We start from the raw sequence: 25,513 nt of genomic DNA, 5'->3' as shown, positions 1-25,513 counted from the left end.
AGGAGACGACCATGTCCGATACGAACCCTATGCCCCATGAAGCGCCGGTGGCGGCGGCCGCCGCACCTCAGGACGACGTGATCCTCGCGCTGGAAAACGTCAGCAAGTACTTCGGCAAGGTCATTGCGCTAAGCGGCGTGACGCTGCGCCTGAGGCGCGGCGAAGTGCACTGCCTGCTCGGCGACAACGGCGCGGGCAAGTCGACGCTCATCAAGACGCTGGCCGGCGTGCATCAGCCGTCGTCGGGCCAGTATCTCGTGGACGGCAAGCCGGTGCTGTTCGAGTCGCCGAAAGACGCGCTGGACCTCGGCATTGCCACCGTCTATCAGGATCTCGCGCTCGTGCCGCTCCTCTCCGTCGCGCGCAATTTCTTCATGGGACGCGAACCGCAAAAGAAACTGTTCGGTCTCCTGAACGTCATGGATCTGGAAACGAGCGCGACCACCGCGCGCGACAAGCTGGCCGAAATGGGTATCAATGTGCGCGATCCGCATCAGCCGATCGGCACCATGTCGGGCGGCGAAAAGCAGTGTCTGGCGATTGCGCGCGCGATTCACTTCGGCGCCCGCGTGCTGATTCTCGACGAACCGACCGCCGCGCTCGGCGTGAAGCAGAGTTTCAACGTGCTGAAGCTGATTCACAAGGCGCGCGCGAAGGGCATCTCGGTCATTTTCATCACGCACAACGTGCACCACGCGTATCCGATCGGCGACTCGTTCACGCTGCTCAATCGCGGCAAATCCCTCGGCACGTTCACCAAGGAGACCATCAGCAAGGATGAAGTGCTCGACATGATGGCGGGCGGCGCCGAGATGCAGAAGATGATCGGCGAACTCGAAGGCGCAACGATCTGATTCATTCGCGCGGCGGCTGCTGCCGTGGCACCGGCTGCCGCGCTCCGTCATTCAGGACTATTCATGGCTCATTCCAGTACATTCAGCGGCATGCCGGCGCAGACCCCGCGCGCAGCGCATGAAAGCGCGGGCGCAGGCGTCTCCGGCGCGAACACCGGCAGCCGCTTCGCGCCGGGCCGCAGCCGCGACATCGTGTGCCTTGGCCGCGTCGCCGTCGACCTTTACGCGCAGCAGGTCGGCGCGCGCCTCGAGGACGTGTCGAGCTTCGCCAAATATCTCGGCGGTTCGTCCGCGAATATCGCGTTCGGCTGCGCGCGTCTCGGGCTGGCAGCAGCCATGCTCGCGCGCGTCGGCAACGACCATATGGGCCGCTTTCTCACCGAGACCTTGACGAAGGAAGGCTGCGACGTGAGCCACGTGCGCGTCGATCAGGAGCGTCTGACCGCCCTCGTGCTGCTCGGACTGAAGGACCGCGATACGTTTCCGCTCATCTTCTACCGCGAGAATTGCGCGGACATGGCCGTGGACGAAGCCGATTTCGACGAGGCATTCATCGCGTCGTCGAAAGCGCTGCTGATCACCGGCACGCATTTCTCCACCGAGCAGGTGAACCGCACCAGCCGCCGCGCGCTCGACTATGCGCGGCGCAACCAGGTGCGCACCGTGCTCGACATCGACTATCGCCCGGTGCTGTGGGGCCTCACCGGCAAGGCGGACGGCGAAACGCGCTTTGTCGCGAGCGAAGGCGTCACCGCGCATTTGCAGCGCATTCTGCCGCTGTTCGATCTCGTCATCGGCACTGAGGAAGAGTTCCGCATTGCCGGCGGCAAGAGCGAACTCGCCGACGCGCTCGCGATGGTGCGCGCGGTCACGCCCGCCACGCTCGTGCTCAAGCGCGGGCCACTCGGCTGCCAGATCTTCGACGGCAAGGTGCCCGCTTCGCTAGACGACGTGCCGGTTCACGGCGGCGTGGAAGTCGAAGTGCTGAACGTGCTGGGCGCGGGCGATGCATTCGCCTCGGGCTTTCTCTCGGGATGGTTGCGCGATCAACCACTCGACGCCTGCGCGCGCGCCGCGAACGCCAGCGGCGCACTCGTCGTCTCGCGTCACGCGTGTGCGCCGGCCATGCCGACGCCCGCCGAACTCGAGTACTTCCTTCGCGAGGCGAAAGCTGATCCCGAACGCATGCGCCGCCCGGATCGCGACGCGACGTTGGCGCGCCTGCATCGGGTGACGCCCGCGCGCAAGCCGTGGCCCGAAGTGCTCGGCTTTGCGTTCGACCATCGCAATCAGTTCTTCGAACTTGCGCAGCAGACGGGCGCAAGCGAGGCGCGTATCGCCAGGCTCAAAGGCCTTTTCGTCGATGCGGTCGCGCAGACCGAAAACGCACTGGGCCTGCAAGGCCGCATCGGCGTGCTGATCGACGACCGATATGGCCAGGACGCGCTCAACGCTGCCACCGGCCGCGGCTGGTGGATTGGCCGTCCGGTGGAATTGCCCGGCTCCGTGCCGCTCGTGTTCGATCATGGTCGTTCGGTGGGCACGACGCTCGTGACGTGGCCGCAGGAACATGTCGCGAAATGCCTCGTGCAATTTCATCCCGACGAACCCGTCGAACAGCGTCTCGAACAGGAAGCACAATTGCGCGCGCTTTACGATGCGACGCAGGCAAGCGGCCACGAACTGCTGCTCGAAGTGATTCCGCCGAAGCACGCGAACTTGCCGCAAGCACCGGACGTGGTGTACCGCGCGTTGAAGCGCCTCTACAACATCGGCATCTACCCGGAGTGGTGGAAGCTCGAACCGATGGACGAGGCGCAATGGCGCGGCGTCGACGCATTGATCGCGGAACGCGATCCGTATTGCCGCGGCGTGGTGCTGCTCGGTTTGTCAGCGGGCGTCGAGCAGTTGAACGAGGGCTTTCGCGCGGCGGCGCGCTCGTCGACGTGCCGCGGCTTCACCGTGGGCCGCACGATTTTCCACGAGCCGAGCCATGCGTGGCTCGCCGGTGAAATTGGCGACGACGAATTGATCGCGCGCGTACGCCGCACTTTCGAAACGCTGATCGCATCGTGGCGCGCGGCGCGCGAATCCGCCGCTGCCAGGCGCGATGCCAATCCGCATGTTCATCAGGAGCAGGCTGCATGAACCAGCGCTTTTCAGATCATCAGGGCGAGCAGCACGCAGCGACATCCGCGAGCGGCGCGGTGCCGGGCGACACGATCCGCCTGACCACCGCGCAAGCGCTCGTGCGCCACCTGGCCGCGCAACGCGTTGCGACGGAGGACGGGACGGGCACCGAGCCGCTCTTCGGCGGCGTGTTCGCGATCTTCGGTCATGGCAATGTGGCGGGCATGGGCGATGCGTTGTATCAGCATCGCGACGCATTGCCCACGCTGCGCGCGCACAACGAACAGGCGATGGCGCATAGCGCGATTGCGTATGCGAAAGCGCATTTCCGCCGCCGCATGATGGCGGTCACGACGTCCATTGGACCGGGCGCAACTAATTTGCTGACCGCCGCCGCGCTCGCGCATGTGAACCGTCTGCCGGTGCTGCTATTGCCCGGCGACATTTTCGTTTCACGTGCGCCGGATCCCGTTCTTCAGCAGGTCGAAGATTTCTACGACGGCGGCGTCTCCGCGAACGACGCGTTCAAGCCCGTATCGCGCTACTTCGACCGTATCGTGCACCCCGCGCAATTGTTGAGTGCGCTGCCGCGCGCACTGCGCGTGCTGACCGATGCCGCGTCGTGCGGCCCCGTCACGCTCGCGTTGCCGCAAGACGTGCAGGCGCAGGCGTGGGACTTCCCCGTCGATTTCTTCGCGCCGCGCGTCGTGACGTTTTATTCGCCCGCGCCGCGCATCGACGAAATCAGCGCTGCAATTGAACGCCTGCAGCGAGCGCAGCGTCCGTTGATCGTCGCGGGCGGCGGCGTGCTGTACGGCCGCGCGACTCACGCGCTGCAACGCTTCGCCGCCGCGCACGGCATTCCGGTCGCGGAAACGCAGGCGGGCAAGGGATCGCTCGCCTGGGACGATCCGTTGAACGTGGGTGCATTGGGTGTGACGGGTTCGCCTGCTGCGAATGCGCTCGCGCGCGAGGCCGATTGCGTGCTCGCGCTCGGCACGCGCCTCCAGGACTTTACGACCGGCTCCAATACGCTTTTTACGCAGGCGGACGTGATCGGCATCAACGCCAATGCATTCGACGGCCTCAAGCATCGTGCGCTCGTGGTCGAAGCAGACGCGCGCCTTGCGCTCGAGGCACTCGACTCGCTCAATGCGGGCCTGCAAGACTGGCATGCGGATCGCACATGGACCGCGAAGGCGCACGAACTCGCGGCAACCTGGCGCGACACGGTGTACGCACTCACGCATGCGCCGCAGAGCGCTGCCGTGCTGCCCTACGAGGGCGATGTCATCGGCGCCGTGCAACGTTCGGCCGCCGACTCGGCGGCGAACGACATTGTGGTGTGCGCAGCCGGCACTTTGCCCGCGGAACTGCACAAGCTGTGGCGCGCGGCGAGGCCCGGCGCGTATCACGTCGAATACGGCTACTCGTGCATGGGCTATGAGATCGCGGGCGGCCTCGGCGCAAAGCTGGCACGGCCCGAGCGCGAAGTGATCGTGATGGTGGGCGACGGCAGCTATCTGATGATGAACAGCGAGATCGCGACCTCGGTGATGCTCGGCGCGAAGCTGATCGTGGTCGTGCTCGACAATCGCGGCTACGGCTGCATCAACCGGCTGCAGCAGGCCTGCGGCGGTGCGCCGTTCAACAATCTGCTCGAAGACTGCATGCAAGGTCCGCTCGGCGCGCCGCGCATCGACTTCGCCGCACACGCGCGAGCGCTGGGAGCGCTTGCCGAACACGCAGCGAATATCGGCGAACTGGAGGCCGCGCTGCAACGTGCGCGCGCCGCGGATGGCACCTACGTCATCAGCATCGATACCGACCCCGCGCGCACCACCACGGAGGGCGGCTGGTGGTGGGAGGTCGCGGTGCCCGAAGTATCGCCGCGAGCGAGCGTGCGCGACGCGCGGGCCCATTACGACGCGCAGATCGCGGCCCGCGGCAACCGCAACTGCAACGACAACGCCAACGCCAACGCCCATAACGACTGAGGATCGCTCGCATGACCGCTTTCAACGTACGCATCGGCATCAATCCGTTGTCGTGGATGAACGACGACCTGCCCTCGCTCGGCGGCGAGACGCCGCTCGACGTCGCGCTCACGGAGGGTCGCCAGATCGGCTATCAGGGCTTCGAACTCGGCAACAAGTTTCCGCGTGAGCCCCAGGCTTTGAAGACGCTGCTCGCGCAATACGATCTCGCGCTTGTCTCGGGATGGTATTCGGGCCGCCTCGCGCGGCGCAGTGTCGAAGACGAAATCGCCGAAGTCGGTCCGCATCTCGACCTCCTCGCGCAAAACGGCGCGACTGTGATGGTATATGGCGAGGTGGCCGATTCGATTCAGGGCGCGCCGAAGCCGCTGTATCAACGGCCGCGTTTTTTCGGCGACGCGCAATGGGCCGCGTATGCCGCCCGCGTCGACGAATTCGCGCGCTATACGTTAAGCCGCGGCGTGCGGCTTGCGTACCATCATCACATGGGCGCCTATGTGGAAACGCCCGCCGACGTCGATCAGCTGATGTCGCGCACGAGCGACGCCGTCGGCCTGCTGTTCGACGCGGGACACATCACGTTTGCAGGCGGCGATCCGATCAGCGTGCTCGATAAGCACATCGGCCGCGTCTGCCATGTGCATTGCAAGGACGTGCGCCCTGCCGTCATGAGGCTCGCGCGCAACCGCAACTGGAGCTTTCTCGACGCGGTGATCGCAGGCGCCTTCACCGTGCCGGGCGACGGCGCGGTCGATTTTCCGTCGATCATCGCGCGTCTGAAGCAGCATGGTTATTCGGGCTGGCTCGTGGTGGAGGCCGAGCAGGACCCGGTCGTCGCGCCGTCGTTCGAATACGCGCAAAAGGGCTTCAGAACATTGCGCGCGCTCGTCGATGCGCCGCCCGGAACGAGGGGCAACGATGCCGGGCGCAACCCGCAGAACACGCAGGAGGCAGCATGAGTCTATTGGTGAAGGCCGAGCGCGAGGGCCAGACGATCGCGCGAGTGACACCTGAATCGGCGTGCTGGCGATACGTCGGCTTTGCCGCTTATCGCCTCGGCGCGAGCGAAGTCGTGCACGTTTTCGAACCGTCGCGCGAAGTTTGCATTGTCGTGCTCGCGGGTGCGGTGGACATCGAAACGCCGGACGCGAAATGGACCTCGCTCGGTTCGCGCGACAGCGTGTTCGAAGACGCGGCGCCGTATGCGGTCTATTTGCCGCCCGGCGTGCGCGCCGCGGTGCGTGCCTGCCGCGATGCCGAGATCGGCGTGGCGAGTGCGCCTGCAAAAGGCGAGTTGCCCGCGCGCCTGATCGAGCCCTCTTCGATGAAGCGCTCGACGCGCGGCAAGAGCCTGAATACGCGATACGTATGCGACATTCTTCCGCAAACCGAACCGGCCGAGTCGCTGCTGGTGGTCGAGGTGCGAACGCCGGGCGGGCATGCGTCGAGCTATCCGCCGCATAAGCACGACACGGACAACGTGCCGCACGAGAGTTCGCTCGAGGAGACGTACTACCATCGGCTGAACCCGCCGCAGGGCTTTGCGTTTCAGCGCGTGTACACGGACATGCGCGACATCGACGAATCCATGGCGGTCGAGGATCACGACGTCGTGATGGTGCCGCGCGGCTATCATCCCGTCGTCGTGCCTTATGGCTACGATTCGTATTATCTGAACGTGATGGCGGGTGCACAGCGGGTCTGGCATTTCCGCAACGATCCCGCGCACGAGTGGATCATCAACAAGGAAGATTGAGCGGTACGGCTCGCCGCGTCATTGGCTGCGCGCGGCGAGATCCACAGCGAGCGCACCGTCGGTGCCCATTCGTACAGTCCCTTTTGCCACATCCCGGCGATAACCATATAGATCGAACTTCATCGCGCCGGAATTTGAGCTGTCCTGAATGAAGGTCCGCGCGTTCGTGACGAGCGAGTTGAACATCTTGACGTCGCCGGACTCGATCCATACATAGCTCTTTGCAGCGTTGGGCGGCGGCTTCGCGACCGCTGCACCGGCGTCGCGCCTGAATTTGAGCACGAGGCCCTCGTCGGTCACCGTCGCGCTGGCGAGCCGACCTTGCAACACAGGCGGCGGAAATACGGTGTACTGATCAAAGACGAGTTCGTTGCCTTGCAACACCACGCCCTTGCGCGCGAAGGGCGTCAACGAGGCGAGTGGAATATCGAGCGCGCGCAGCAGTCCGGCCTGCGGCACGCCCAGCACTTTTACGGAGGTCGGCTCATAGACGAGATGCCGCTCGTCTCGCGCGACAAGGGTGCCGCTCATCGTCGTCGGCAGCCAGATGCCCGGGAAGTGATTCCACAGTTTGATGCCGCCCGTGACTTCGAGCTTGCCGTCCATGGGCTTCAATTGCAGGTCGTTGAGCGAGCGCGGCTCGTAATCGAGCAGATAGTCGTTGAACAGCGCGGCCATGGCCGGCCACGGCTCGACCACCTCGCCGCCGATAATGCGGATGTCGTACTGCGCGGGATCGTCGAGATCGACCGGCTGTCCCGCTGTCTTCTGGATCATTTGCGCGTCGAGTGAGCGCACATGAAAGCCGATGCGCCCGGCCACGTAGAAGTCGACGTTCTCGACGTGAATAAGCGGAGCCGGGCCGAGCGAATGCCGCTCGTCGCGAGGTGCAGGGGTTCGAATCCCCTCCCCCTTTGTCGCACGCGAAAACGCCGTGCGCAGGCTGACAGGCTTCGCGCGCGCCGCCCACGCGGCTTGCAGACTCTGCGGCACGCGTTGCCACACGAGCCGCGCCTCGGCAAGCGCCGCCTGCTGCGCGCGAATGAAGCTGTCGTTAAAGCGCGCACTCGCGCTGCCCACTTGCAGCGGCGCTTGTTTCGCCGCGCTGGCGAGCGTCGCGTAGGAAGGCAGGTGCACGTCGAGCGCGCCGGCTTCGTCGAATGTGAAATAGCCGGCAGCCATCTGCTCGCGATAGTGATACAGATCGAGCACGAAGGGCACGCTCGCGTCGAGCGGCGTCAACGCCATGTCGATATTCATCGGCATCGAGCGCATGAATTTCACGTCGCCGCCTTGCACCAGCATGCCGCGCGCGGGCATGGTCGCGGGCCAGTCGATGTGCTGCAGCGTGCCGTCGTCGAGCGTGAAGCGCACGCCCGCCGCACTCGTGACGATGGTCGCGATCCGCATGCGCAGCGCAGGCGGCGGCGTCAGCTTTGCGACCTGCATCACGACGTCGTCGCCGTCGAGCCGCGCAATCGGCGTATCCACTTTCAGCAGATCGGCCATCTTCACGTGCGCGGCCTGCATCAATCTGTCGGCGGCAACGCCCGCGACCTCGATGTGATCGGCATGGAACACGAGTTCGTCGGCGCCGCGCATCGCGAGCGATCCGGCGAGCGCGATGGGCACCCATGAGCCGCGATGCATCTCGCCGGTGATGCGCAAGCTGCCGCCGTCCTGCGGCACGACACGCATATTGCGCAGCGGCGAGCCCTGATACTGGAACAGATAGCGGTTGAAAATCGCCGTCAGCTTCGCACTGTCGAGCGTGACCTCGCCGCGATGCACGTCGATGGTCACGCTCGTCGGGTCGTCGAATACGATGGGCTCGCCGGCATGCGCGGGCACGAGCGTCGCTGCCATGTCGTGAATCATGAAGCCGATGTCGCCGGTCACGCGAAAGTCGACATCGCGCGCGAACATCAGCGAGCCGTCGATGCCCGAGTCGCGCAGCGTCAGCGCGCGGCTGCGCGTGACGCTCATGCCGCTTGCCGACGGCACGCGTGCCGCGATGCCTTGTTCGAAGGCGAGTTGTCTGGCTTTTGCAGCTTCGATCGCGGGACGTGGCGATGACGCGGACTGCGCGGCTGAGGTGCTTGCAGTTTGTGCGTCTGCGCGGGTCGCCGCTTGCGGAGCCGGGCTCGCCGCTTTTGAAGCCGGGCCCGCCGTTTCACTTGCCGTCGCACTTGCCGTCGAACTCGCATCGGCGCACGCCGACATGCACAGGGCCGCGGCGAGCAGCACGGTACCCGCGACAAGCGGCATGCGCCATCCACGCCTGGGTGCCATACACAGCTCGCAAGCGGGCCTGCCGTCGAAAGCGCCGGTCTCTTTCATGATGTCTCCTCCCTGAACCCGCGACGGGTGTCGCCGCGCGTCTTCGAATGATTGTCTTTATTTGTCCGCGCGCTGCCGACAAGATTTCTGGAGGACGCTCACCAAACGATCAAGCGTTTGAATCGCGGTAACGAACCGCTGCGAAGCCGCGTGCGCTGGGCGCAAGCCGGGTGCCGGCGACAAAGATTCAAACGCTAATTACCGCGCCGTTTTTCCGGCGCGACGTCGGACCGCCGGGCGGGCGAGCGAAGAAAGCTCACGAGAGCCGGTTCAACCCACGCCGAGCCAATCGCGCATCACATCGGTGCGCTGCAGGAACTGGTCGAGCTCGCCTTCGAAGACGATTTCGCCGTGCCCCATCACCGCGACGCGGCTCGCCATGTCCCGCGCCATGATGAGGCGCTGCTCGATCAGGAGCATCGCCATGCCGCGCTCGCGCAGCACACGCAGACACTGCGCGACCTGCTGCATGACGAGGCTCGCGAGGCCTTCGCCGGGTTCGTCGATCACCAGCAGATCGGGATCGCGAAGCAGCGCCCTTGCGAGCGCGAGCATTTGCTGCTCGCCGCCCGACAGCGCGCCCGCCCGCGTGCGCTTGCGCTCGCGCAGCACGGGAAAGAGCGTGTATGCGTCGTCGAGCGAAAAGCGCGGCGTGCGAGCGCGAGGGCCATCGCCGGGCGCAATGCCGAGTTGCAGGTTCTCGCCGACGCTCAACGTGGGAAATACATCGCGATGCTCCGGCACATAACCGATGCCGAGTCGCGCGATCTCAAAGGTCCGCAGCCCGGCCAGCGAGCGGCCCGCGAAGCGTAATTCGCCGTCGCGTTGCACGAGGCCCATGATCGCGCGCGCGAGCGTGGAGCGGCCCGAACCGTTGCGACCGACAAGCGCGAGCACTTCGCCCGCGTGGATCCGCAGGCTCACGCCGTGCAAGGCCTGGCTCGGGCCGTACCACGCGTCGAGTCCGCGAATGTCGAGTAATGGCGTCATGCGCCGCCTCCTTCGTCGAAACCTTCGCCGAGGTAGGCAGCGCGCACCGCGGCGTCCGCGCGAATCGCCGCAGGCGCACCGGTTGCGATAATGCGCCCTTGTACAAGCACTGAAATACGATCGGCGATCGCGAAGACGGCGTCCATGTCGTGCTCGATCATCAGCAGTGTGCGGCCTGCGGTGGTCTCGCGGATCAGCTCGATGGTGCGCGCCGCTTCCGCGCGATTCATGCCGGCGGTCGGCTCGTCGAGCAGCAAGGTATGCGCGCCGCCCGCGAGCGCGATGCCGAGATCGAGCGCGCGTTGTTCTGCATAGCTAAGCGTGGCCGCCTCGTCGCGAGCGCGATCGCCGAGGCCGACGGCTTCGAGCACCTGTGACGCGCGTGCATCGACCGTGGACGAACCCGCGAAACGCTGCCACCAGCGCAGACGGTCGCGCTCCGCGAGCAGCGCGGCGCAGCGCAGGTTGTCGAACACGGAGAGGCGCCCGAACACGCTCGTACTCTGGAAACTGCGCGCGAGGCCGCGGCGCGCGATAGCCGCCGGCGCAAGCCGTGTGATCTCCGCGCCGAACAGATCGATGCGTCCCGCGTTCGGCCGCGCGCCGCCGGCGATCAGATTGAACAGCGTCGATTTGCCCGCACCGTTCGGACCGATCAGCGCATGCCGTTCGCCGGGCTCGATCGCGAGATTCACGCCACGCAGAATCTGCGTGGCGCCGAAGCGTTTTGCGACGCCATACAGCGCGAGCGCCGGGATCATCGTGCGTCTCCGGTGTTTTGCAGCGCGCGGGTGCGCGCGGCCAGCCGGGTTTGCGCGCGGTTTGCCGCAAGCGCCGCCAGCGCGCCGCCGCCAACCAGCGCGCCGACCGCGACGGCGAGCCGCCACGGTGACGCCAACACGAACGACACAAGCGAAGGCCCTGCCGGGACGCGCAGTGCGGCGCCTTCGTCCGCGCCGAATTGCACGGCGTAGGCCCACTGCACCGCCAGCACGACGGCCGCGCTCCACAGCACAAGCGCAGCCGCGCCGGCCACATAGACAGCCGCGCACGCACGCCAGCCGCACTGCGCGAGCCGCGCCGCATGCCGCTCGACGAAGCCGGCGAGCCCATCGGGCGAGGTCACCACGATCACGATAAACAACAGCCCGAGATAAAAGAGCCACGCCCGCGTGACGCTGGCCACCGCCACGCTGAAAAACGTCAGCACGACCGCGCCCGCGACCGGCCCGAAAAAAGCACCCGTGCCGCCGATCACCGTCGCAATCAGCACCGAGCCGGAGCGCACCATGCTCACGCTTTCCGTCGACACCAGCTCCACGTTGATCAGCGCGAGCGTGCCCGCGACGCCCCCAAAAAACGCCGACATGACGACGACGCCATGACGAATCCGGCGCGGATAGCAGCCGATTGCCGCCGCGCGCGCCGGGTTGTCGCGGACCGCGTTGGCAAGGCGCATGAACGGTGTGCGCGAGAGCGCAAACATGGCCGCGCTTGCAAGCAGGCACCACAGCGCGATCAACGTGTAGGCTTCGCGCGCCGGGCCGAAGGTCCACGCGCCGAACGTGGGCCCGCTTGCGCGGTCAATGGCGACGCCGGCCTCGCCGCCGAACCAGTCGGGCAAGCTCCACGCGGCGGCGGAAACGAGTTCGCCGATGCCGAGCGTGATCATGGCGAAAGCGGTACCCGCGCGGCGCGTCGCTATGAAGCCGAGCAGCACGCCACATAGCGCCGCCCCGATTCCGCCGATCAGCGGCAGCAGCGCAAGCGGCACGTCGGCCCGGTTGAACGCCTGCGCGGCAATCAGCGCGCCGAGGCCGGCATACGCCGCATGTCCGAACGATAGCAACCCTGTTTCGCCCAGCAGCAGATTGTACGAAAGCGCGAACACGATCATCGTCGCCGTCTGCGCGAGGTAGGCGAGCAGCCAGCTTTGCTGCGAGACGAGAGGCGGCAGCGCCAGCAGCAGGACCAGCGCGAGCCACGGCAAGAGACGGTGCCTGCGCGCGGCTTCGGGTCGCGCACGGGCCGCGGGCGTTGCCGTCCCGACTCGCGTGGTCGGCCTGAACAGTTCACGCATGGTCGTCGCGCCGTCCGAACAGTCCGCGCGGGCGCAGCGCCAGCATCGCGACGAGCAGCAGATACGGAATCAGCGGCGCAAGCTGCGCGAGCGTCAGCGCGTCCCATTCGCTCGGCAGAGAAGCATCGAATGCGGCGAGCACGTCGCCGAGCGAAAGGTCGCTCGCCACTGCCAGCGTCTGCACACAGCCGATCAGCAGCGATGCCGCCAGCGCGCCGCCGAGCGATCCGAGCCCGCCGATCACGACGACGACGAACACGATCGAGCCCAGCGATTCGGCCATCGCCGGTTCGATTACGGAAAGCGGCGCGCCGATCACGCCGGCCAGTGCCGCGAGCGCCGTGCCTGCCGCAAACACGCCGGTGAAGACGCGCGGCACATTGTGGCCGAGCGCTTCGACGGCGCTTGCGTGCGTGAGCGCCGCGCGCACGATGAGGCCCGTCTTCGACACGCGCAGCACCGCGTGCAACAGCGCCAGCATGACGAGCGAGACCGCCATCATGAACGCGCGATAACGCGCGAAGCTCGCGCCGTACAGCGTGAAGAGCGGACCGTCGAGCGCCGCCGGCACATTCGCGCCGAGCGGGCTCAGCCCCCAGCCGAGTTTGACGAGTTCGCCGATCACATACGCCGCGCCGAACGTCAGCAGCAACTCGGCGAGATGCCCGTGACTGCGCACGCGCCTCAGCAGCCACCGCTCGAGCGCCGCGCCGATCAATCCGACGACGAGCGGCGCGACCACGAGCGCCACCCAGAAACCGGCTCGCGCCGCGACCGAATAGCCGACGTAAGCGCCGAGCATATAAAAGCTCGCGTGCGCGAAGTTGAGCAAGCCGAGCATGCTGAAAATCAGCGTCAAGCCGGCCGACAGCATGAACAGCAGCAGCCCGAAGCTGATTCCGTTCAGCAGATTGATGACGAGCGACTGCACGTGTCTAGTCCGCCGCCGCATTGCCGGCGACGCCGAGCGGCACAAGCGCCGCGCGCAGCGCGTCAGGCAGATTCACCGGCCGGCGCGTCGCGCGGTCCACGTACACATGCACGAAGTGTCCCTGGGCGGCGGCTTCGTCGTCACCCTCCCGGAACAGGCCGACTTCATAGCGCACGCTGGAACCGCCGAGCCGCGCGACGCGCAGGCCTGCGTCGACGCGCTCGGGAAACACCAGCGGCGCGAAGTAATTGCAGTGTGTTTCGACCACGAGTCCGATGGTCGCGCCGCGCTCGAAATCGAGCACGCCGACGCGGATCAGATACTCGTTCACGACCGTGTCGAAGTAGCTGTAATAGACCACGTTGTTCACGTGGCCGTAGACGTCGTTGTCCATCCAGCGCGTGGTGATGGTCAGGAAGTGCGGGTACGCGCTGCGCGCGGTGGGTGCGGGTTTGGACATCGGCGTGGGCTCGGATGGGTGGGCTACGGTCTGGGCTCAGGCTTTGCGCGAAGCGCGGCGGCGTCTCGTTGGCTTGCGAGGCGAAGCTGACGAACGCGCACGCTTACTGCCCCGGCTTGTCGACGAATTCGAACGGCAGGCCGCGTCGCCGCATCCATTCGCCGAGCGCCTGGCCGGTGCCCGCGCGCCACGGCCGCAGCTTCGCCGGCTCGATGAGGCGGTATTCGAGCAGTTCCGGCGACAGCGAAACCGTGCCGTGCGCTTTCACGTGATACGCAATGATCAGTTCGTTCTTGCGGATGAATTCGTACACGCCGATCAGTTCGACCGACTCCGCGTGCAGCGACGTTTCTTCCCACACTTCGCGCGCAATGCCCTCTTCCGGCGTCTCGCCGTTTTCGAGAAAGCCCGTGATCAGCGCGAACACGCCTTCTGCCCACGCGGCGTTGCGCGCGAGCAGGATTTTGCCTTCGTATTCGACGATGGCCGCGACGACCGGCAGCGGATTGTTCCAGTGGACGTAGCCGCATTGCGCATCGGGACAGGTCTGGCGGATGCGGCCGCCTTCATGCTCGGCGTCGGCGCGCTCGATGAGGGGCGTCGCGCAGCGCGGGCAAAATCGGTAGTCGGTCATGGTGGAGGTTGGTTTTTTTATGCCGCGCACAACTCGCGGACTTCCGCCGCGAAGCGCTCGACTGTCTCGGGCTGCGTGTCCCACGCGCACATCAGCCGGCAACCGCCCGCGCCGATGAATTCGTAGAACTTCCAGCCGCGCGCACGCATCGCCTTGGCGGCTTGCACCGGCAACTGCGCGAACACGGCGTTCGACTCGCGCGGGAACATGATGCTCACGCCGGGAATTTCCTGCAAGCGCGTTTGCAGCCGCTCGGCCATTGCGTTCGCGTGACGCGCGTTGCGCAGCCACACGTCGTTATCGAGCAGGCCGAGCCAGGGTGCGGAAATGAAGCGCATTTTCGACGCAAGCTGACCCGCCTGCTTGAGCCGGTAGGCGAAGTCGGCGGCGAGCGCACGGTCGAAGAACACCACCGCCTCGCCCACCGGCAAGCCGTTCTTCGTGCCGCCGAAACAGAGCACATCGACGCCGGCTCGCCAGGTGATTTCCGAAGGATGCACGTCCAGCGCGGCGACCGCGTTCGCGAAGCGCGCGCCGTCCATATGCACCTTCAGATGACGCCGCTTGGCGATCGCCGCAATCGCGCGGATTTCCTCGACGGTGTAGACGGTGCCGACTTCCGTCGACTGCGTGAGCGTGACCACTTTCGGCTTCGGATAGTGGATGTCCGCGCGGCGCGTGACGACCGCCTCGATCGCATCAGGTGTGAGCTTGCCGCCGACGCCCGCCGCCGTCAGCAGCTTCGAGCCGCCGGAGAAGAACTCCGGGCCGCCGCATTCGTCGGTTTCGATGTGCGCGAGCTCATGGCAGATCACCGAGTGATAGGACTGGCAGAGCGACGCAAGCGCAAGCGAGTTGGCCGCCGTGCCGTTGAACACGAAGAACACTTCGCAGTCGGTCTGGAACAGTTCGCGCAGACGGTCGCACACCTGGCTCGTCCAGGAGTCGTCGCCGTAGGCCGGCTCGTGGCCGCTGTTGTTGGCGGCGATCAGCGCGTCGAGCGCTTCGGGACAGATGCCGGCATAGTTGTCGGACGCGAAATGTTGCATGACGGGCGGCGCGACCGGCGACAGACGCGCGGGGATGACGGAAAGCGGTCATTTTAGTGCGCCTGCGTTGTTTTGCCACGGTGGGGGGTTAGGGGGCTCGGCGGGCTCGGGGGGCTCGGGGGGCTCAGGCGCCACGGCCGCCACCCCGGCTCAGGCGCAGCCGCAATCCGGCATGCGCCCCCGTCCGCGAGGCATCCGCGCGACGACGACGAGGCCCGCCGCGCCCAGCAGCAGCGCGCCCGCCGCGAGCCACAACGCGGGCGAAAACGAGCCGGTGCGCGCGGCAATGGGCGCGGCCACCAGTGGGCCGACGATCTGGCCGAGGCCGTAGGCGGCCGTCGCGTAGCCCATGAGACCGGCCGCCTCGTTGCCGCGCAGACGCCGCGCCTCACGCATCGCGAAGAGCGTGATTGCGGTGAACGGCACGCCGATCAGGATACTTCCCAGCGAAAAACCGCCCGCCGTCGGCCAGATGATGCCAAGCGCGATACCGACAGCCTGCAACACGTAGCTGCCGGCCAGCAGCACGCGGTTGTCGAGGTGCAGCGGCAGGCGCGCGGCCAGCAGGGCACCGACGATCAGCGCTGCACCGAACATCGGCCAGAACAGGTCCGGCCACGGCGAGCCGGGCAACGCATGGCGCGCGATCACCGGCAGAAACGTCGCGGTGATGATGTAGCCGAAGCCGGGCACACCATAGAGAACAACGAGCCAGAAGGCGTCCGCGCGATGGGTGGGGGTGAGCTTGTCGATTGCGGGGTGGCTTGCCTCGCGGTGTATCGCGGCCGCGGCATGGTTTGGGGCGCTTGTGCTTGCGCCTGTGCTTGTGCGTGCATCTGCCGTCACCGGGTCCGGGTTCGACGGGAAGGCGCGGCCAGTCGCTTGAGTGGCGCCCGCTTGCCCCGCGCGGGCCGATTGACCATCGCGCCCGGCTTTGACGGACTCCGCTGAACCGCGCCGAGCCGTTTCGCGATCCGACGCAGCCGCCGCGCCAAACGCGGGCCAGACAATCGCCGCCAGCACCACCGAAATCAAACCGAAGCCGATCCATCCCGCCGTCGCGCCATAACCGCCCGCGGCGCTCACGAGCAACCCGGTCCCGACGATGCCCACGCCAGGCCCCGTGTAAATCACGCCGCTCCATGCCGGCTGACCAAGTTCCGCGAGCCGCCGCAAGCCCCACTGCGACGCGAACACGAAAGTCCACGCGCTGACCGCCCCGGCGACGAAACGCACCGCCGCCCAGACCCAGAACTGGCTCGTGACGCCCATTGCCAGCGTCAGCAGCACCGTCAGCGCGAGCCCCACGCGTACCATCCGCGCGGGCTCGACGCGCAACGCCGCGCAGGTGAGCGCGCCGAGGAAGTAGCCCGCGTAATTGAAGGACGCGAGCCAGCCGCCATGCTGAATGTCGATGGGCGGCTGACCGAACGCGCCGCCGTGGAGCATCAGCGGCAGGAGCGGCGTGAACGCGAACCGCCCGACGCCGAGTGCGACGGCGAGCGTCACCATGCAGGCGAGCGCGGCTGCAAGCGCGGCGCGCCGGGCCGCGCGCGGCTCGGCCGGAATGCGTTCGGCGTGGGAAGCGAGATCGTTCATGGCCAGCTATTCACGAAAATTGAAGAAGCGGAGGACACCGTGCGGGGATCGCACGGCAATCGCAGGGACCGTCGGCCGTGCAAGGCAGTGCGAGGCAATCAGATGCGATGGAATGCACCCGCCGCTGCTGCGACCACCCGCCGGGAGCCGCGGAAAGCCTCCAGGCAGCCCGGATTCCAGCGGACCACCTCATATTAGCTTGACGTTTCAATCATGGAAAATGAATAATTTGGATACTATCCATCGCAAGGAGAGAATTGTGGACTTGGCCGCCTTGACGATATTTCGGGCCGTTGTGCGAGAGAACGGCGTGACGCGCGCCGCCGCGAAGCTCAACCGCGTGCAGTCGAACGTCACCACGCGCATCAAGCAGCTCGAAGAGCAACTCGGGGCCGAGCTTTTCATCCGCGACGGGCGGCGCCTCGTGCTGACGCCCGCCGGCGAGACGCTCCTGCCCTATGCCGAAAGGCTACTCGCTCTCGCCGACGAAGCGCGGCACGCGGTGCGCGCGGACCGCCCGAGCGGACGCCTGCGTCTCGGCACGATGGAAAGCGTTGCGGCGACGCGTCTTCCCGGCCTGCTCGCCCGCTATCACCAGAAATGGCCCGATGTGGCGCTCGAACTCGAGACCGGCACGACCGGCAAACTGATCGAGCGGGTGCGCGAATTCGAGGTGGATGCCGCGCTCGTCGCCACCCCGCTCGACCCGACGAGCCTCGGCGAATTGTTCGAGACTGTGCCGGTGTTCACGGAGGAGCTCGTCATGCTGACTCCGCGCGGGCATCGGCCGATTCGCGAAGTGCGCGACGTCGCGCTGTCGACACTGGTGGCGTTCGAGCGCGGCTGCGCGTACCGGGCTTATATCGAGAAATGGTATCTGGAGCACGGCGTGAGGCCGGCTCGGGTGCTGGAACTCGGCTCGTACCACGCCATCGTGGCTTGCGTGGCCGCCGGGGCGGGTGTCGCGGTGGCGCCCCGCTCCGTGCTGGGATTGGCTGCGGATGCAAGCAATATCGCCGTGCACGATCTGCCCGACATCGGCGCAGTGGACACGCTGCTCGTCTGGCGACGCGGGCATTTTTCGTCAGCGCTCAATGCGCTGAAGCAGACGCTGACGGGGCAAAACGGCATGGGCGACGCCGAAGATGAGGAGCACGCGGGTACGGATACGCTCGCCAATGCACGTCTTCACGCCAGCGCGGGGGCCGATGACATCGGCTGATTTTTTTGCTCACATGCCGCGGGATGTCGCGCGCTTGGCCTGACGCGCCGGCATCAGACGGGCGCGTGACGCTTTTACGATCAGGCGCCAAGTCGGAGTCACGGTGGAGTCACGGCGGAAAAAAAACGCAGGGTCACGTAATGCGCCGGCAAGTTGGCGCGCCACGTGACCCTGTGGATGTTGCTTCACGCTCAGGCCTGTTTCATATTCCAGCCAACAGGCCATTGTCGGCCGGCGCCCAAGCCCCGACCTGGCAGCGATTTAAAGCAGCGATTCAAAGCTGCGCTTCGACCCAGCCCTTCACGCCGGCAAGCGCTGCCGGCAGATTCGCGGGCTCCGTGCCACCGGCTTGAGCCATGTCCGGCCGGCCGCCGCCCTTGCCGCCTACCTGCTGCGCCACGAAGTTGACGAGCTCGCCGGCCTTGACCTTCTTGCTCGCGTCCGCCGTCACGCCGGCAATCAGGCTGACCTTGCCGCCTTCAACGGAAGCGAGCACGATCGCCGCGCTCTTCAGCTTGTCCTTGAGCTTGTCGACCGTTTCACGCAGCGTCTTCACGTCGGCGCCTTCCAGCGTGGCGGCGAGAACCTGCACGCCGGCGACTTCGATCGCCTGGCCGGCCAGTTCGTCGCCCTGGCTCGACGCCATTTTCGACTTGAGCGCGCTCAATTCTTTTTCCAGCTGCTTCACCTGGTCCTGGACCTGGGTGATGCGTTGCGTGAGCTCGGACGGCTGCGCCTTCAGCACCGACGCCGCGGCATTGATGCGCGCATCGAGGTCCTGCACGAAGCGCACCGCGTTATCGCCGGTGATGGCTTCCACGCGACGAATACCCGCCGCCACGCCGCCTTCCATCACAATCTTGAAAAGGCCGATGTCGCCGGTGCGATGCACGTGCGTGCCGCCGCACAACTCGCGCGAAAAGCCCAGGTCGAGCACGCGGACTTCGTCGCCGTACTTTTCGCCGAACAGCGCCATCGCGCCGCCCTTCACCGCTTCGTCGAACGGCATGACGCGCACGATGCCCGGCGCATTGGCCAGCACTTCCGCGTTGACGATTTCCTCGACGCGGCGAATCTGTTCGTCCGTCATGGGCGCGTTGTGTGCGAAGTCGAACCGCGTCTTGTCCGGGTCGACGAGCGAGCCCTTTTGCTGCACGTGCGAACCGAGCACTTCGCGCAGCGCCTTGTGCATCAGGTGCGTGGCCGAGTGGTTGCGAGCCGTGCGCGCGCGGCGCACCGCGTCGATTTCAGCCTTCACCACGTCGCCCACTTTCAGGGTGCCCTGCTCCAGCGTGCCGTGATGACCCACCACGTCGGCCTGAACCTTTAGCGTGTCGACCACCGCAAAGCGCACGCTCGCGTTGGCGAGCAGGCCCTGGTCGCCGACCTGGCCGCCCGACTCGGCGTAGAACGGCGTGTGGTCGAGCACCACCACAGCCTGCTGACCCTGCGCGACTTCCTGCACCGACGCGCCGTCCACATACAGCGCGACGACCTTCGCGTCGTCGAAGACGATTTCCTCGTAGCCGTGGAACGTGGTCTTGGCGCCCGAGTACTCGAGGCCTTGCGCCATCTTGAACTTGCCGGCCGCGCGGGCCTGCTCGCGCTGACGCGCCATAGCTTCGTCGAACGCGGCTTCGTCGACCGTCACTTCGCGCTCGCGGCACACGTCCGCCGTCAGGTCGAGCGGGAAACCGTACGTGTCGTGCAGCTTGAAGGCGAGCTCGCCGTCGAGCGTCTTGCCGCCCTTCTTTTCGAGCTCGGCCAGCGCGTTTTCGAGAATCGACATGCCGTGTTCGATGGTCTCGAGGAAGCGCTCTTCTTCCTGACGCAGCACGTCGGTCACGCGCTGCTGCGCGTCTTTCAGTTCCGGATAGGCGCTCCCCATCTGCTCGACGAGGTCGGCCACCATGCGATGGAAGAACGAGCCCTTCTTGCCCAGCTTGTAGCCATGGCGGATAGCGCGACGCACGATACGGCGCAGCACGTAGCCGCGCCCCTCATTACCGGGAATCACGCCGTCGACGATCAGAAACGAGCACGCGCGAATGTGGTCGGCAATCACCTTCAGCGAATTGTTCGTGAGGTCGCTCACACCCGTTTCGCGCGCCGCAGCCTTGATGAGCGCCTGGAACAGATCGATCTCGTAGTTGCTGTGCACGTGCTGCAGCACGGCAGCAATACGCTCGAGGCCCATGCCGGTGTCGACGCACTGCTTGGGCAGCGGCGTCATGTTGCCTTGCGCGTCGCGATTGAACTGCATGAACACGAGATTCCAGATCTCGATGTAGCGGTCGCCGTCTTCCTCAGGCGATCCCGGCGGGCCGCCCCACACTTCCGGGCCGTGGTCGTAGAAGATTTCCGAGCACGGTCCGCACGGGCCGGTGTCGGCCATTTGCCAGAAATTGTCCGACGCGTAGCGCGCGCCTTTGTTGTCGCCGATACGGATGATGCGCTCCACCGGCACGCCGACTTCCTTTGCCCAGATGTCGTGCGCTTCGTCGTCTTCCTGATAGACGGTCACCCACAGCTTTTCTTTCGGCAACTGGTAGACGCCTGTCAGCAATTCCCACGCATAGTGGATGGCGTCACGCTTGAAGTAGTCGCCGAACGAAAAATTGCCCAGCATTTCGAAGAACGTGTGGTGACGCGCGGTGTAGCCGACGTTTTCCAGGTCGTTGTGCTTGCCGCCTGCGCGCACGCTGCGCTGCGCGGTCGTGGCGCGCGAATACGGACGCGATTCCGCGCCGAGGAACACATCTTTGAACTGCACCATTCCCGAATTGGTGAAGAGCAGTGTCGGGTCGTTGCCGGGCACAAGGCTCGACGAGCGAACGATCGTATGGCCCTTCGATTCGAAGAACTTGAGGAATTTCTCGCGGATTTCGGCGGCTTTCATGGCGTGCGGGGGACGGTCCTGACTATTCCTGACTTTTACCGGCGGCATCGTGAGATGCGCCAACTGTTTGTTTCTTAAACGACTGATTATACGGGATCGGCGCCCTTGCGCGGCAGCGCCGCGGGCTTGCTGGCCATTCGGCCAGGTCGGGCCGGGCAGTTTGCCGGGCTGATTGAAGATACCCGCCGTCGCCGGTGTGGTGAGCCGATCCGGCTGTCGTGCATGCGGTGGCGCTTCCGGCATACCGCCGCGAGAGTCGCGTCTGAATCGTCCTATGACGTTCGGCCGACTGCGCCGGCCCGCGCGAATCGCTTAAGATGGCCCACATCCGCGGCGCCTCGCGCGCCGACCGCTTACATGGGAGACACTTGCAGACATGGGCGCTCTTAGTCATATCCGCGTACTGGACCTCACGCGGGTGCTCGCCGGCCCCTGGTGCGCGCAGACGCTTGCCGATTTCGGTGCGGACGTCATCAAGATAGAACGCCCGCAGGTGGGCGACGACACGCGCCACTGGGGCCCTCCGTACCTCCGGACGCCGGAAGGCGCGGACACGCGCGAGGCGGCCTACTACCTCGCGGCGAACCGCAACAAGCGCTCGGTGACCGTGGACATCGCCTCGCCCGAAGGGCAGCGAATCATTCGCGAACTGGCCTCGCAAAGCGACGTGGTGCTGGAGAACTACAAGGTCGGTCAGCTGAAGAAGTACGGACTCGACTACGCGTCGCTGAAAGAGGTGAAGCCCGATCTGATCTACTGTTCGGTGACGGGCTTCGGGCAGACCGGACCGTATGCGCAGCGCGCGGGCTACGATTTCATCGTGCAGGGCATCGGCGGCTTCATGAGCATTACCGGCGAGCGGGACGGCCAGCCGGGCGGCGGTCCGCAAAAGGCCGGCGTGGCGATTGCGGACCTGATGACCGGCATGTATTCGACCATCGCAGTGCTCACCGCGCTCACGCACCGCGACCGCACGGGCGAGGGTCAATATATCGACATGGCGCTGCTCGACGTGCAGGTCGCGATGCTCGCCAACATGAATTCGAATTACCTCGCAAGCGGTCAGCCGCCAGTGCGCTGGGGCAATGCGCATCCGAACATCGTGCCGTACCAGACGTTCCAGACGAGCGACGGCTGGATCATCGTCGCGGTCGGCAACGACGGGCAGTTCCGCAAGTTCGTCGAGGTCGGCCAACGCCCGGAACTCGCCGACGACGCGCGCTTCGCGACGAATCCGGCACGTGTGCGTCACCGTGACGTGCTTGTGCCGATTCTCGCCGAGATGGTCCGCCTGCAGGGCAAGCAGCAATGGATCGCAGCGCTGGAAGCCGCGGGCGTCCCGTGCGGGCCGATCAACGATCTCGCGGAAGTGTTCGGAAACGAGCAGGTGGTGGCGCGCGGCATGCAAGTGGACCTGCCGCACCCGTCCGGCGGCACGGTCAAGCTGGTGCGCAACCCGATCAATATGACGGGCACGCCGCCGCAGGCGCTGACGCATCCGCCAACGCTGGGTGAACACACGGAAAGCGTGCTGCGCGAGATGCTCGGTTACGACGACGAACGGATCGCGGCGTTGCGCGCGCAGGCGGTGATTTGAGGCTGAACGGGCGTCGGCGTGGCGGGGAGCCGCGGGTCAGAGGGAAGCAGGTGGCTCTCCCGGCTCCTCGGCTCTTCGGGTCCTCCGCTCCTCGGCTCCTCGGCTCCTCCGCTCCTCGGCTTTGTCGGCTCTTCGGCTTTGTCGGCTCTCCCGGCGCACGGCGGCCCACCGCAACTCGCCGGTCCATGACGTAATAACAGTTCGCTGGCGTGCGCCCGCCGCGGGCCAGCCTGACGACCCGACTACCCCACCACCCGCCTCGCGCTCCGTCGCGGCCTTTTCAGACCGGGTTGCCGAGCGAGGCGAGCCATCCGCGCGCCTCGTCCCAGTCGCCGAGTCCGCTGTCCGCATTGATGTGTCCGCGCGCGCCCACGTCGAGCCAGCGGCTGCCCCATGCGTGTGCGCACGATTGCGAGAACGGCACGCCGCCGTAGGGATCGTCGGCGCTGGAAACGACGATGCTCGCAAACGGCAAGCGCGCGAGCGGCAACGGCGCGAAGCCGCTCGCATCCTGCGGAAAATGCGGCCCCGCCGGGTCGGGTACGGCCACGAGCAGCGCGCCGGCGACCTTGGCGAGTTGCGCGGCGCTCGCGTACTGTGCGGCCCAGAAGGCGGTCGTCAGGCAGCCCAGGCTGTGAGCCGCCAGGAGCACCGGCGCGTCGGCGGCGGCCACCGCGGTGTCGAGCGCGCGGCACCATGCGTCGCGCACGGGATGATCTCAGTCGGGCATCTGCACGCGGGTGAATGACCGATCGAGCGCCTCCCAACGAGTCTGCCAATGGCCGGCGCCCGAGTTCTGGTAACCCGGCAGCACCAGTACGTGTGGTTTTCGTGCGTTCATGATGTTCCCCGTAGTGTTGTTTTTAGCGTTGCCGTCGCGAAGAGTTCAATTGCGCGGAAACAGATGGCAAGACCGCCAGGACCGCCAAGGCGGCGACCACCGTCGTGACCGGCTGCCGCTGAGAGCGTGATCAAGGTATCACGCGGGACACGCCGATGCCGCGCGGATCGGAAGCCGGCTCGGGCGTGGTGCCCTCGATGCGGATCATCTGCACGTCGCCGTTGAACGACTGACCTTCCAGCGCGTAGCCCATCGCTTGCAACTGCGCGGCGAGTTCGCCGCCAATCGGACGATACGGCTCGAAGTAGATCGTCTTTTGCGGCAGCAACTGATGGTGAAAGCGCATCGCCGCGAGCGCGTCGGCGGGCGTCATGTTGAAGTCGTAAAGGTCGGTCATGACCTGGAAGATCGAGGTCAGAATGCGCGAGCCGCCCGGCGTGCCGATCACGAGCGACACTTTGTTGTCCTTCAGGACGATGGTCGGCGTCATCGACGAAAGCGGACGGCGGCCCGGCAACACGCTGTTGAGATCGGCACTGCTCGCACCGCTCCCGCCCGGCGCGCTCACGGCGACGGGCTTCGTGACGAAGTCGTCCATCGCGTCGTTGAGCAGAAAGCCCGCGCCGTCGACCACGACGCCCGAGCCGAATTCGCCGTCGAGCGTCATGGTGTTCGACACCGCGTTGCCCCATTTGTCCACCACCGAGAAGTGCGTGGTCTGTGCCTTTTCCGGCGCCGCCTCGCCCGAGCCCGGCTTGACCGGCGCCGCGCCCGGCACTTCGTCGGCTTTGACTTCGTCGGCGCGTTGTGCGAGGTAGGCGTCGTCGAGCAGCTTGTCGACAGGCAATGTAGACGAGTCCGGGTCGCCCAGGTACTGCTGGCGGTCAGCGAACACGCGGTCTTCGATTTGCGCGACGAGATGAATATAGGGCGCCGAATTCAGCTCAATCCCGTCGAAAGCCTGCTTCAGATCGGCTTTCATTTTCAGCATCTGTATCAATCCCACGCCGCTCGAACCGGGCGGCGGCGCGCTCAGCACCTGGTAGCCGTTCCAGTTCGCCGACAACGGCTGGCGCCAGATGGCCTTGTACTGCAGCAGATCGGCCTTCGTCACGAGACCATGGCCGTACATCTGCTGTGCGATCAGATCCGCGGTGCGCCCCTCGTAGAACTCACGGCCACCGTCGCTCGCAATACGCGCGAGCGTTTGCGCGAGCTCAGGCTGGCGGTACATGGCCCCCGCCTTGAGGCTCGCGAAATAAGCATCGAAATTGGTCTTGCCGGCAAACGTCTTCGCCGTGGCGTCGCGCCGCTGCTGTAGCCACGGGTCGACCTGAAAGCCCTCCGTGGCGTAACGGATCGCGGGCGCGAGCACCTGTTTCCACTTCAGCTTGCCGAAACGCTGCTGCGCCTGCCACATGCCGTCGACGGTGCCCGGCACGGCCACCGCGCGATGGCCGACTGCGCTCATGCCCGGCACGACGTTGCCCTTGTCGTCGAGATACATGTCGCGGGTCGCCTGTTGCGGCGCGCGCTCGCGATAGTCGAGGAAATACGGTTTGCCGTCGACGAAGAGGGTCATGAATCCGCCGCCGCCCAGATTGCCCGCGTCGGGGCGGGTCACGGCGAGCGTGAAGGCGATGGCCACAGCCGCATCGACCGCGTTGCCGCCGGCAGCGAAGATCTGCTGGGCGGCGTCGGCGCTGTAGCGGTCCGGCGTCGCGACCGCGGATGCTGCGAATACGGCCTTGGGCAGCGCGGTCTTCGCAAGCGCCGGAGCAGGCGCGAGCACACCGGCGGTAAAGGTCGCGCACAGCGCGGCGAGCGCGAGGCGTCGGGCGAAAGAAGTGAAGACATCGGGCGCGCGAGGCGCGTCGTGCGTCGGCATTGACATCCGAAAACTCCGGCACTGAGGGAGACTGGCAGTAAAGCGAGGGAAACCGAAGGCAAACTGAGGCGCCATATTAGCGTCCGCGCGAGTGCGACGGCTCACCGAGGCGCCGTCGAGGGCGGCAAGCTCCAGGGGCAACCGCCCGCGAGAACGGGCGCGAAAAAAAACGCAGCAACCACCCGCCGCACGCCGCACGCCGCACGCCGCACGCCGCACGCCGCACGCATCCTAAGTCGCCGGGCC

The 25,513-nt window shown here is 66.2% G+C and carries 18 protein-coding genes and 1 pseudogene; 7 read left to right on the top strand and 12 right to left on the bottom strand.

Annotation, left to right across the window (positions count from 1 at the left end):
* Positions 1–11 precede the first annotated feature (11 nt).
* The 5 genes from ACEN8U_RS19310 (at position 12) to iolB (ending at position 6,737) form a co-directional block, all read left to right on the top strand.
* Positions 12–854 carry an ATP-binding cassette domain-containing protein gene (locus ACEN8U_RS19310; protein ID WP_051156754.1) on the top strand — a complete coding sequence of 281 codons (843 nt, stop codon included), beginning with the start codon at positions 12–14 and terminating at the stop codon, positions 852–854.
* Between the two features lie 63 nt (positions 855–917).
* Entirely contained in the window at positions 918–3,002 is a 2,085-nt protein-coding gene (locus ACEN8U_RS19305; RefSeq protein ID WP_051156755.1) for a bifunctional 5-dehydro-2-deoxygluconokinase/5-dehydro-2-deoxyphosphogluconate aldolase, read from the top strand.
* Positions 2,999–4,981, top strand: a complete 1,983-nt coding sequence (gene iolD, locus ACEN8U_RS19300) for a 3D-(3,5/4)-trihydroxycyclohexane-1,2-dione acylhydrolase (decyclizing) (protein WP_015003327.1) — start codon at positions 2,999–3,001, stop codon at positions 4,979–4,981. The genes ACEN8U_RS19305 and iolD overlap by 4 nt, the downstream gene beginning before the upstream one ends.
* Before the next feature lie 11 nt (positions 4,982–4,992).
* Positions 4,993–5,940: a myo-inosose-2 dehydratase gene (iolE, locus tag ACEN8U_RS19295; RefSeq protein ID WP_015003328.1), complete on the top strand. Its 948-nt coding sequence runs from the start codon at positions 4,993–4,995 to the stop codon at positions 5,938–5,940.
* Complete coding sequence (iolB, locus tag ACEN8U_RS19290; RefSeq protein ID WP_041745601.1) at positions 5,937–6,737, top strand: 5-deoxy-glucuronate isomerase; 801 nt, start codon at positions 5,937–5,939, stop codon at positions 6,735–6,737. The genes iolE and iolB overlap by 4 nt, the downstream gene beginning before the upstream one ends.
* 18 nt (positions 6,738–6,755) lie before the next feature.
* On the opposite strand, the gene ACEN8U_RS19285 is transcribed toward iolB, so the two are convergent.
* The 9 genes from ACEN8U_RS19285 to ACEN8U_RS19245 all read right to left on the bottom strand — a co-directional run bounded on the left by ACEN8U_RS19285 (position 6,756) and on the right by ACEN8U_RS19245 (position 16,820).
* Positions 6,756–9,029, bottom strand: a complete 2,274-nt coding sequence (locus ACEN8U_RS19285) for a hypothetical protein (protein WP_167330886.1) — start codon at positions 9,027–9,029, stop codon at positions 6,756–6,758.
* Between the two features lie 318 nt (positions 9,030–9,347).
* Positions 9,348–10,067, bottom strand: a complete 720-nt coding sequence (locus ACEN8U_RS19280; RefSeq protein ID WP_015003331.1) for an ABC transporter ATP-binding protein — start codon at positions 10,065–10,067, stop codon at positions 9,348–9,350.
* Complete coding sequence (locus ACEN8U_RS19275) at positions 10,064–10,828, bottom strand: ABC transporter ATP-binding protein (RefSeq protein ID WP_015003332.1); 765 nt, start codon at positions 10,826–10,828, stop codon at positions 10,064–10,066. Before ACEN8U_RS19275 ends, ACEN8U_RS19280 begins: the two co-directional genes overlap by 4 nt.
* On the bottom strand, positions 10,825–12,147 hold the full coding sequence (locus ACEN8U_RS19270) for a branched-chain amino acid ABC transporter permease (RefSeq protein ID WP_015003333.1): 1,323 nt from the start codon (positions 12,145–12,147) through the stop codon (positions 10,825–10,827). Before ACEN8U_RS19270 ends, ACEN8U_RS19275 begins: the two co-directional genes overlap by 4 nt.
* Complete coding sequence (locus ACEN8U_RS19265) at positions 12,140–13,078, bottom strand: branched-chain amino acid ABC transporter permease (protein WP_015003334.1); 939 nt, start codon at positions 13,076–13,078, stop codon at positions 12,140–12,142. The genes ACEN8U_RS19270 and ACEN8U_RS19265 overlap by 8 nt, the downstream gene beginning before the upstream one ends.
* 4 nt (positions 13,079–13,082) lie before the next feature.
* On the bottom strand, positions 13,083–13,538 hold the full coding sequence (locus ACEN8U_RS19260) for an acyl-CoA thioesterase (protein WP_015003335.1): 456 nt from the start codon (positions 13,536–13,538) through the stop codon (positions 13,083–13,085).
* 103 nt (positions 13,539–13,641) lie between these two features.
* Positions 13,642–14,172, bottom strand: a complete 531-nt coding sequence (locus ACEN8U_RS19255) for an NUDIX domain-containing protein (protein ID WP_015003336.1) — start codon at positions 14,170–14,172, stop codon at positions 13,642–13,644.
* 17 nt (positions 14,173–14,189) lie between these two features.
* Positions 14,190–15,221: a threonine aldolase family protein gene (locus ACEN8U_RS19250; RefSeq protein ID WP_015003337.1), complete on the bottom strand. Its 1,032-nt coding sequence runs from the start codon at positions 15,219–15,221 to the stop codon at positions 14,190–14,192.
* A gap of 150 nt (positions 15,222–15,371) precedes the next feature.
* Complete coding sequence (locus tag ACEN8U_RS19245; RefSeq protein WP_015003338.1) at positions 15,372–16,820, bottom strand: YbfB/YjiJ family MFS transporter; 1,449 nt, start codon at positions 16,818–16,820, stop codon at positions 15,372–15,374.
* Positions 16,821–17,079: 259 nt separating this feature from the next.
* Here ACEN8U_RS19245 and ACEN8U_RS19240 point away from each other — a divergent pair, with 259 nt between their 5' ends.
* Positions 17,080–18,042, top strand: coding sequence for a LysR family transcriptional regulator (locus ACEN8U_RS19240; protein WP_041745603.1), 963 nt, complete (start codon positions 17,080–17,082; stop codon positions 18,040–18,042).
* Between the two features lie 274 nt (positions 18,043–18,316).
* On the opposite strand, the gene alaS is transcribed toward ACEN8U_RS19240, so the two are convergent.
* Entirely contained in the window at positions 18,317–20,941 is a 2,625-nt protein-coding gene (gene alaS, locus ACEN8U_RS19235) for an alanine--tRNA ligase (protein ID WP_015003340.1), read from the bottom strand.
* A gap of 376 nt (positions 20,942–21,317) precedes the next feature.
* On the opposite strand from alaS, the gene ACEN8U_RS19230 reads away from it, so the two are divergent.
* Positions 21,318–22,538 (top strand): CaiB/BaiF CoA transferase family protein, encoded by a 1,221-nt coding sequence (locus tag ACEN8U_RS19230; protein ID WP_015003341.1) that lies wholly within the window; start codon positions 21,318–21,320, stop codon positions 22,536–22,538.
* Positions 22,539–22,818: 280 nt separating this feature from the next.
* Here ACEN8U_RS19230 and ACEN8U_RS19225 read toward each other — a convergent pair.
* Together ACEN8U_RS19225 and ggt are read right to left on the bottom strand one after the other, a co-directional pair.
* A pseudogene (locus ACEN8U_RS19225) lies at positions 22,819–23,379 on the bottom strand (RBBP9/YdeN family alpha/beta hydrolase).
* 130 nt (positions 23,380–23,509) lie between these two features.
* Complete coding sequence (gene ggt / locus ACEN8U_RS19220; RefSeq protein WP_041745607.1) at positions 23,510–25,273, bottom strand: gamma-glutamyltransferase; 1,764 nt, start codon at positions 25,271–25,273, stop codon at positions 23,510–23,512.
* Positions 25,274–25,513 lie beyond the last annotated feature (240 nt).

Origin of the sequence: Paraburkholderia phenoliruptrix (genome assembly GCF_047325075.1) — a bacterium.
GTDB classification, from domain to species: Bacteria; Pseudomonadota; Gammaproteobacteria; order Burkholderiales; family Burkholderiaceae; genus Paraburkholderia; species Paraburkholderia phenoliruptrix.
This window is presented reverse-complemented; position numbering and strand designations above follow the sequence as displayed.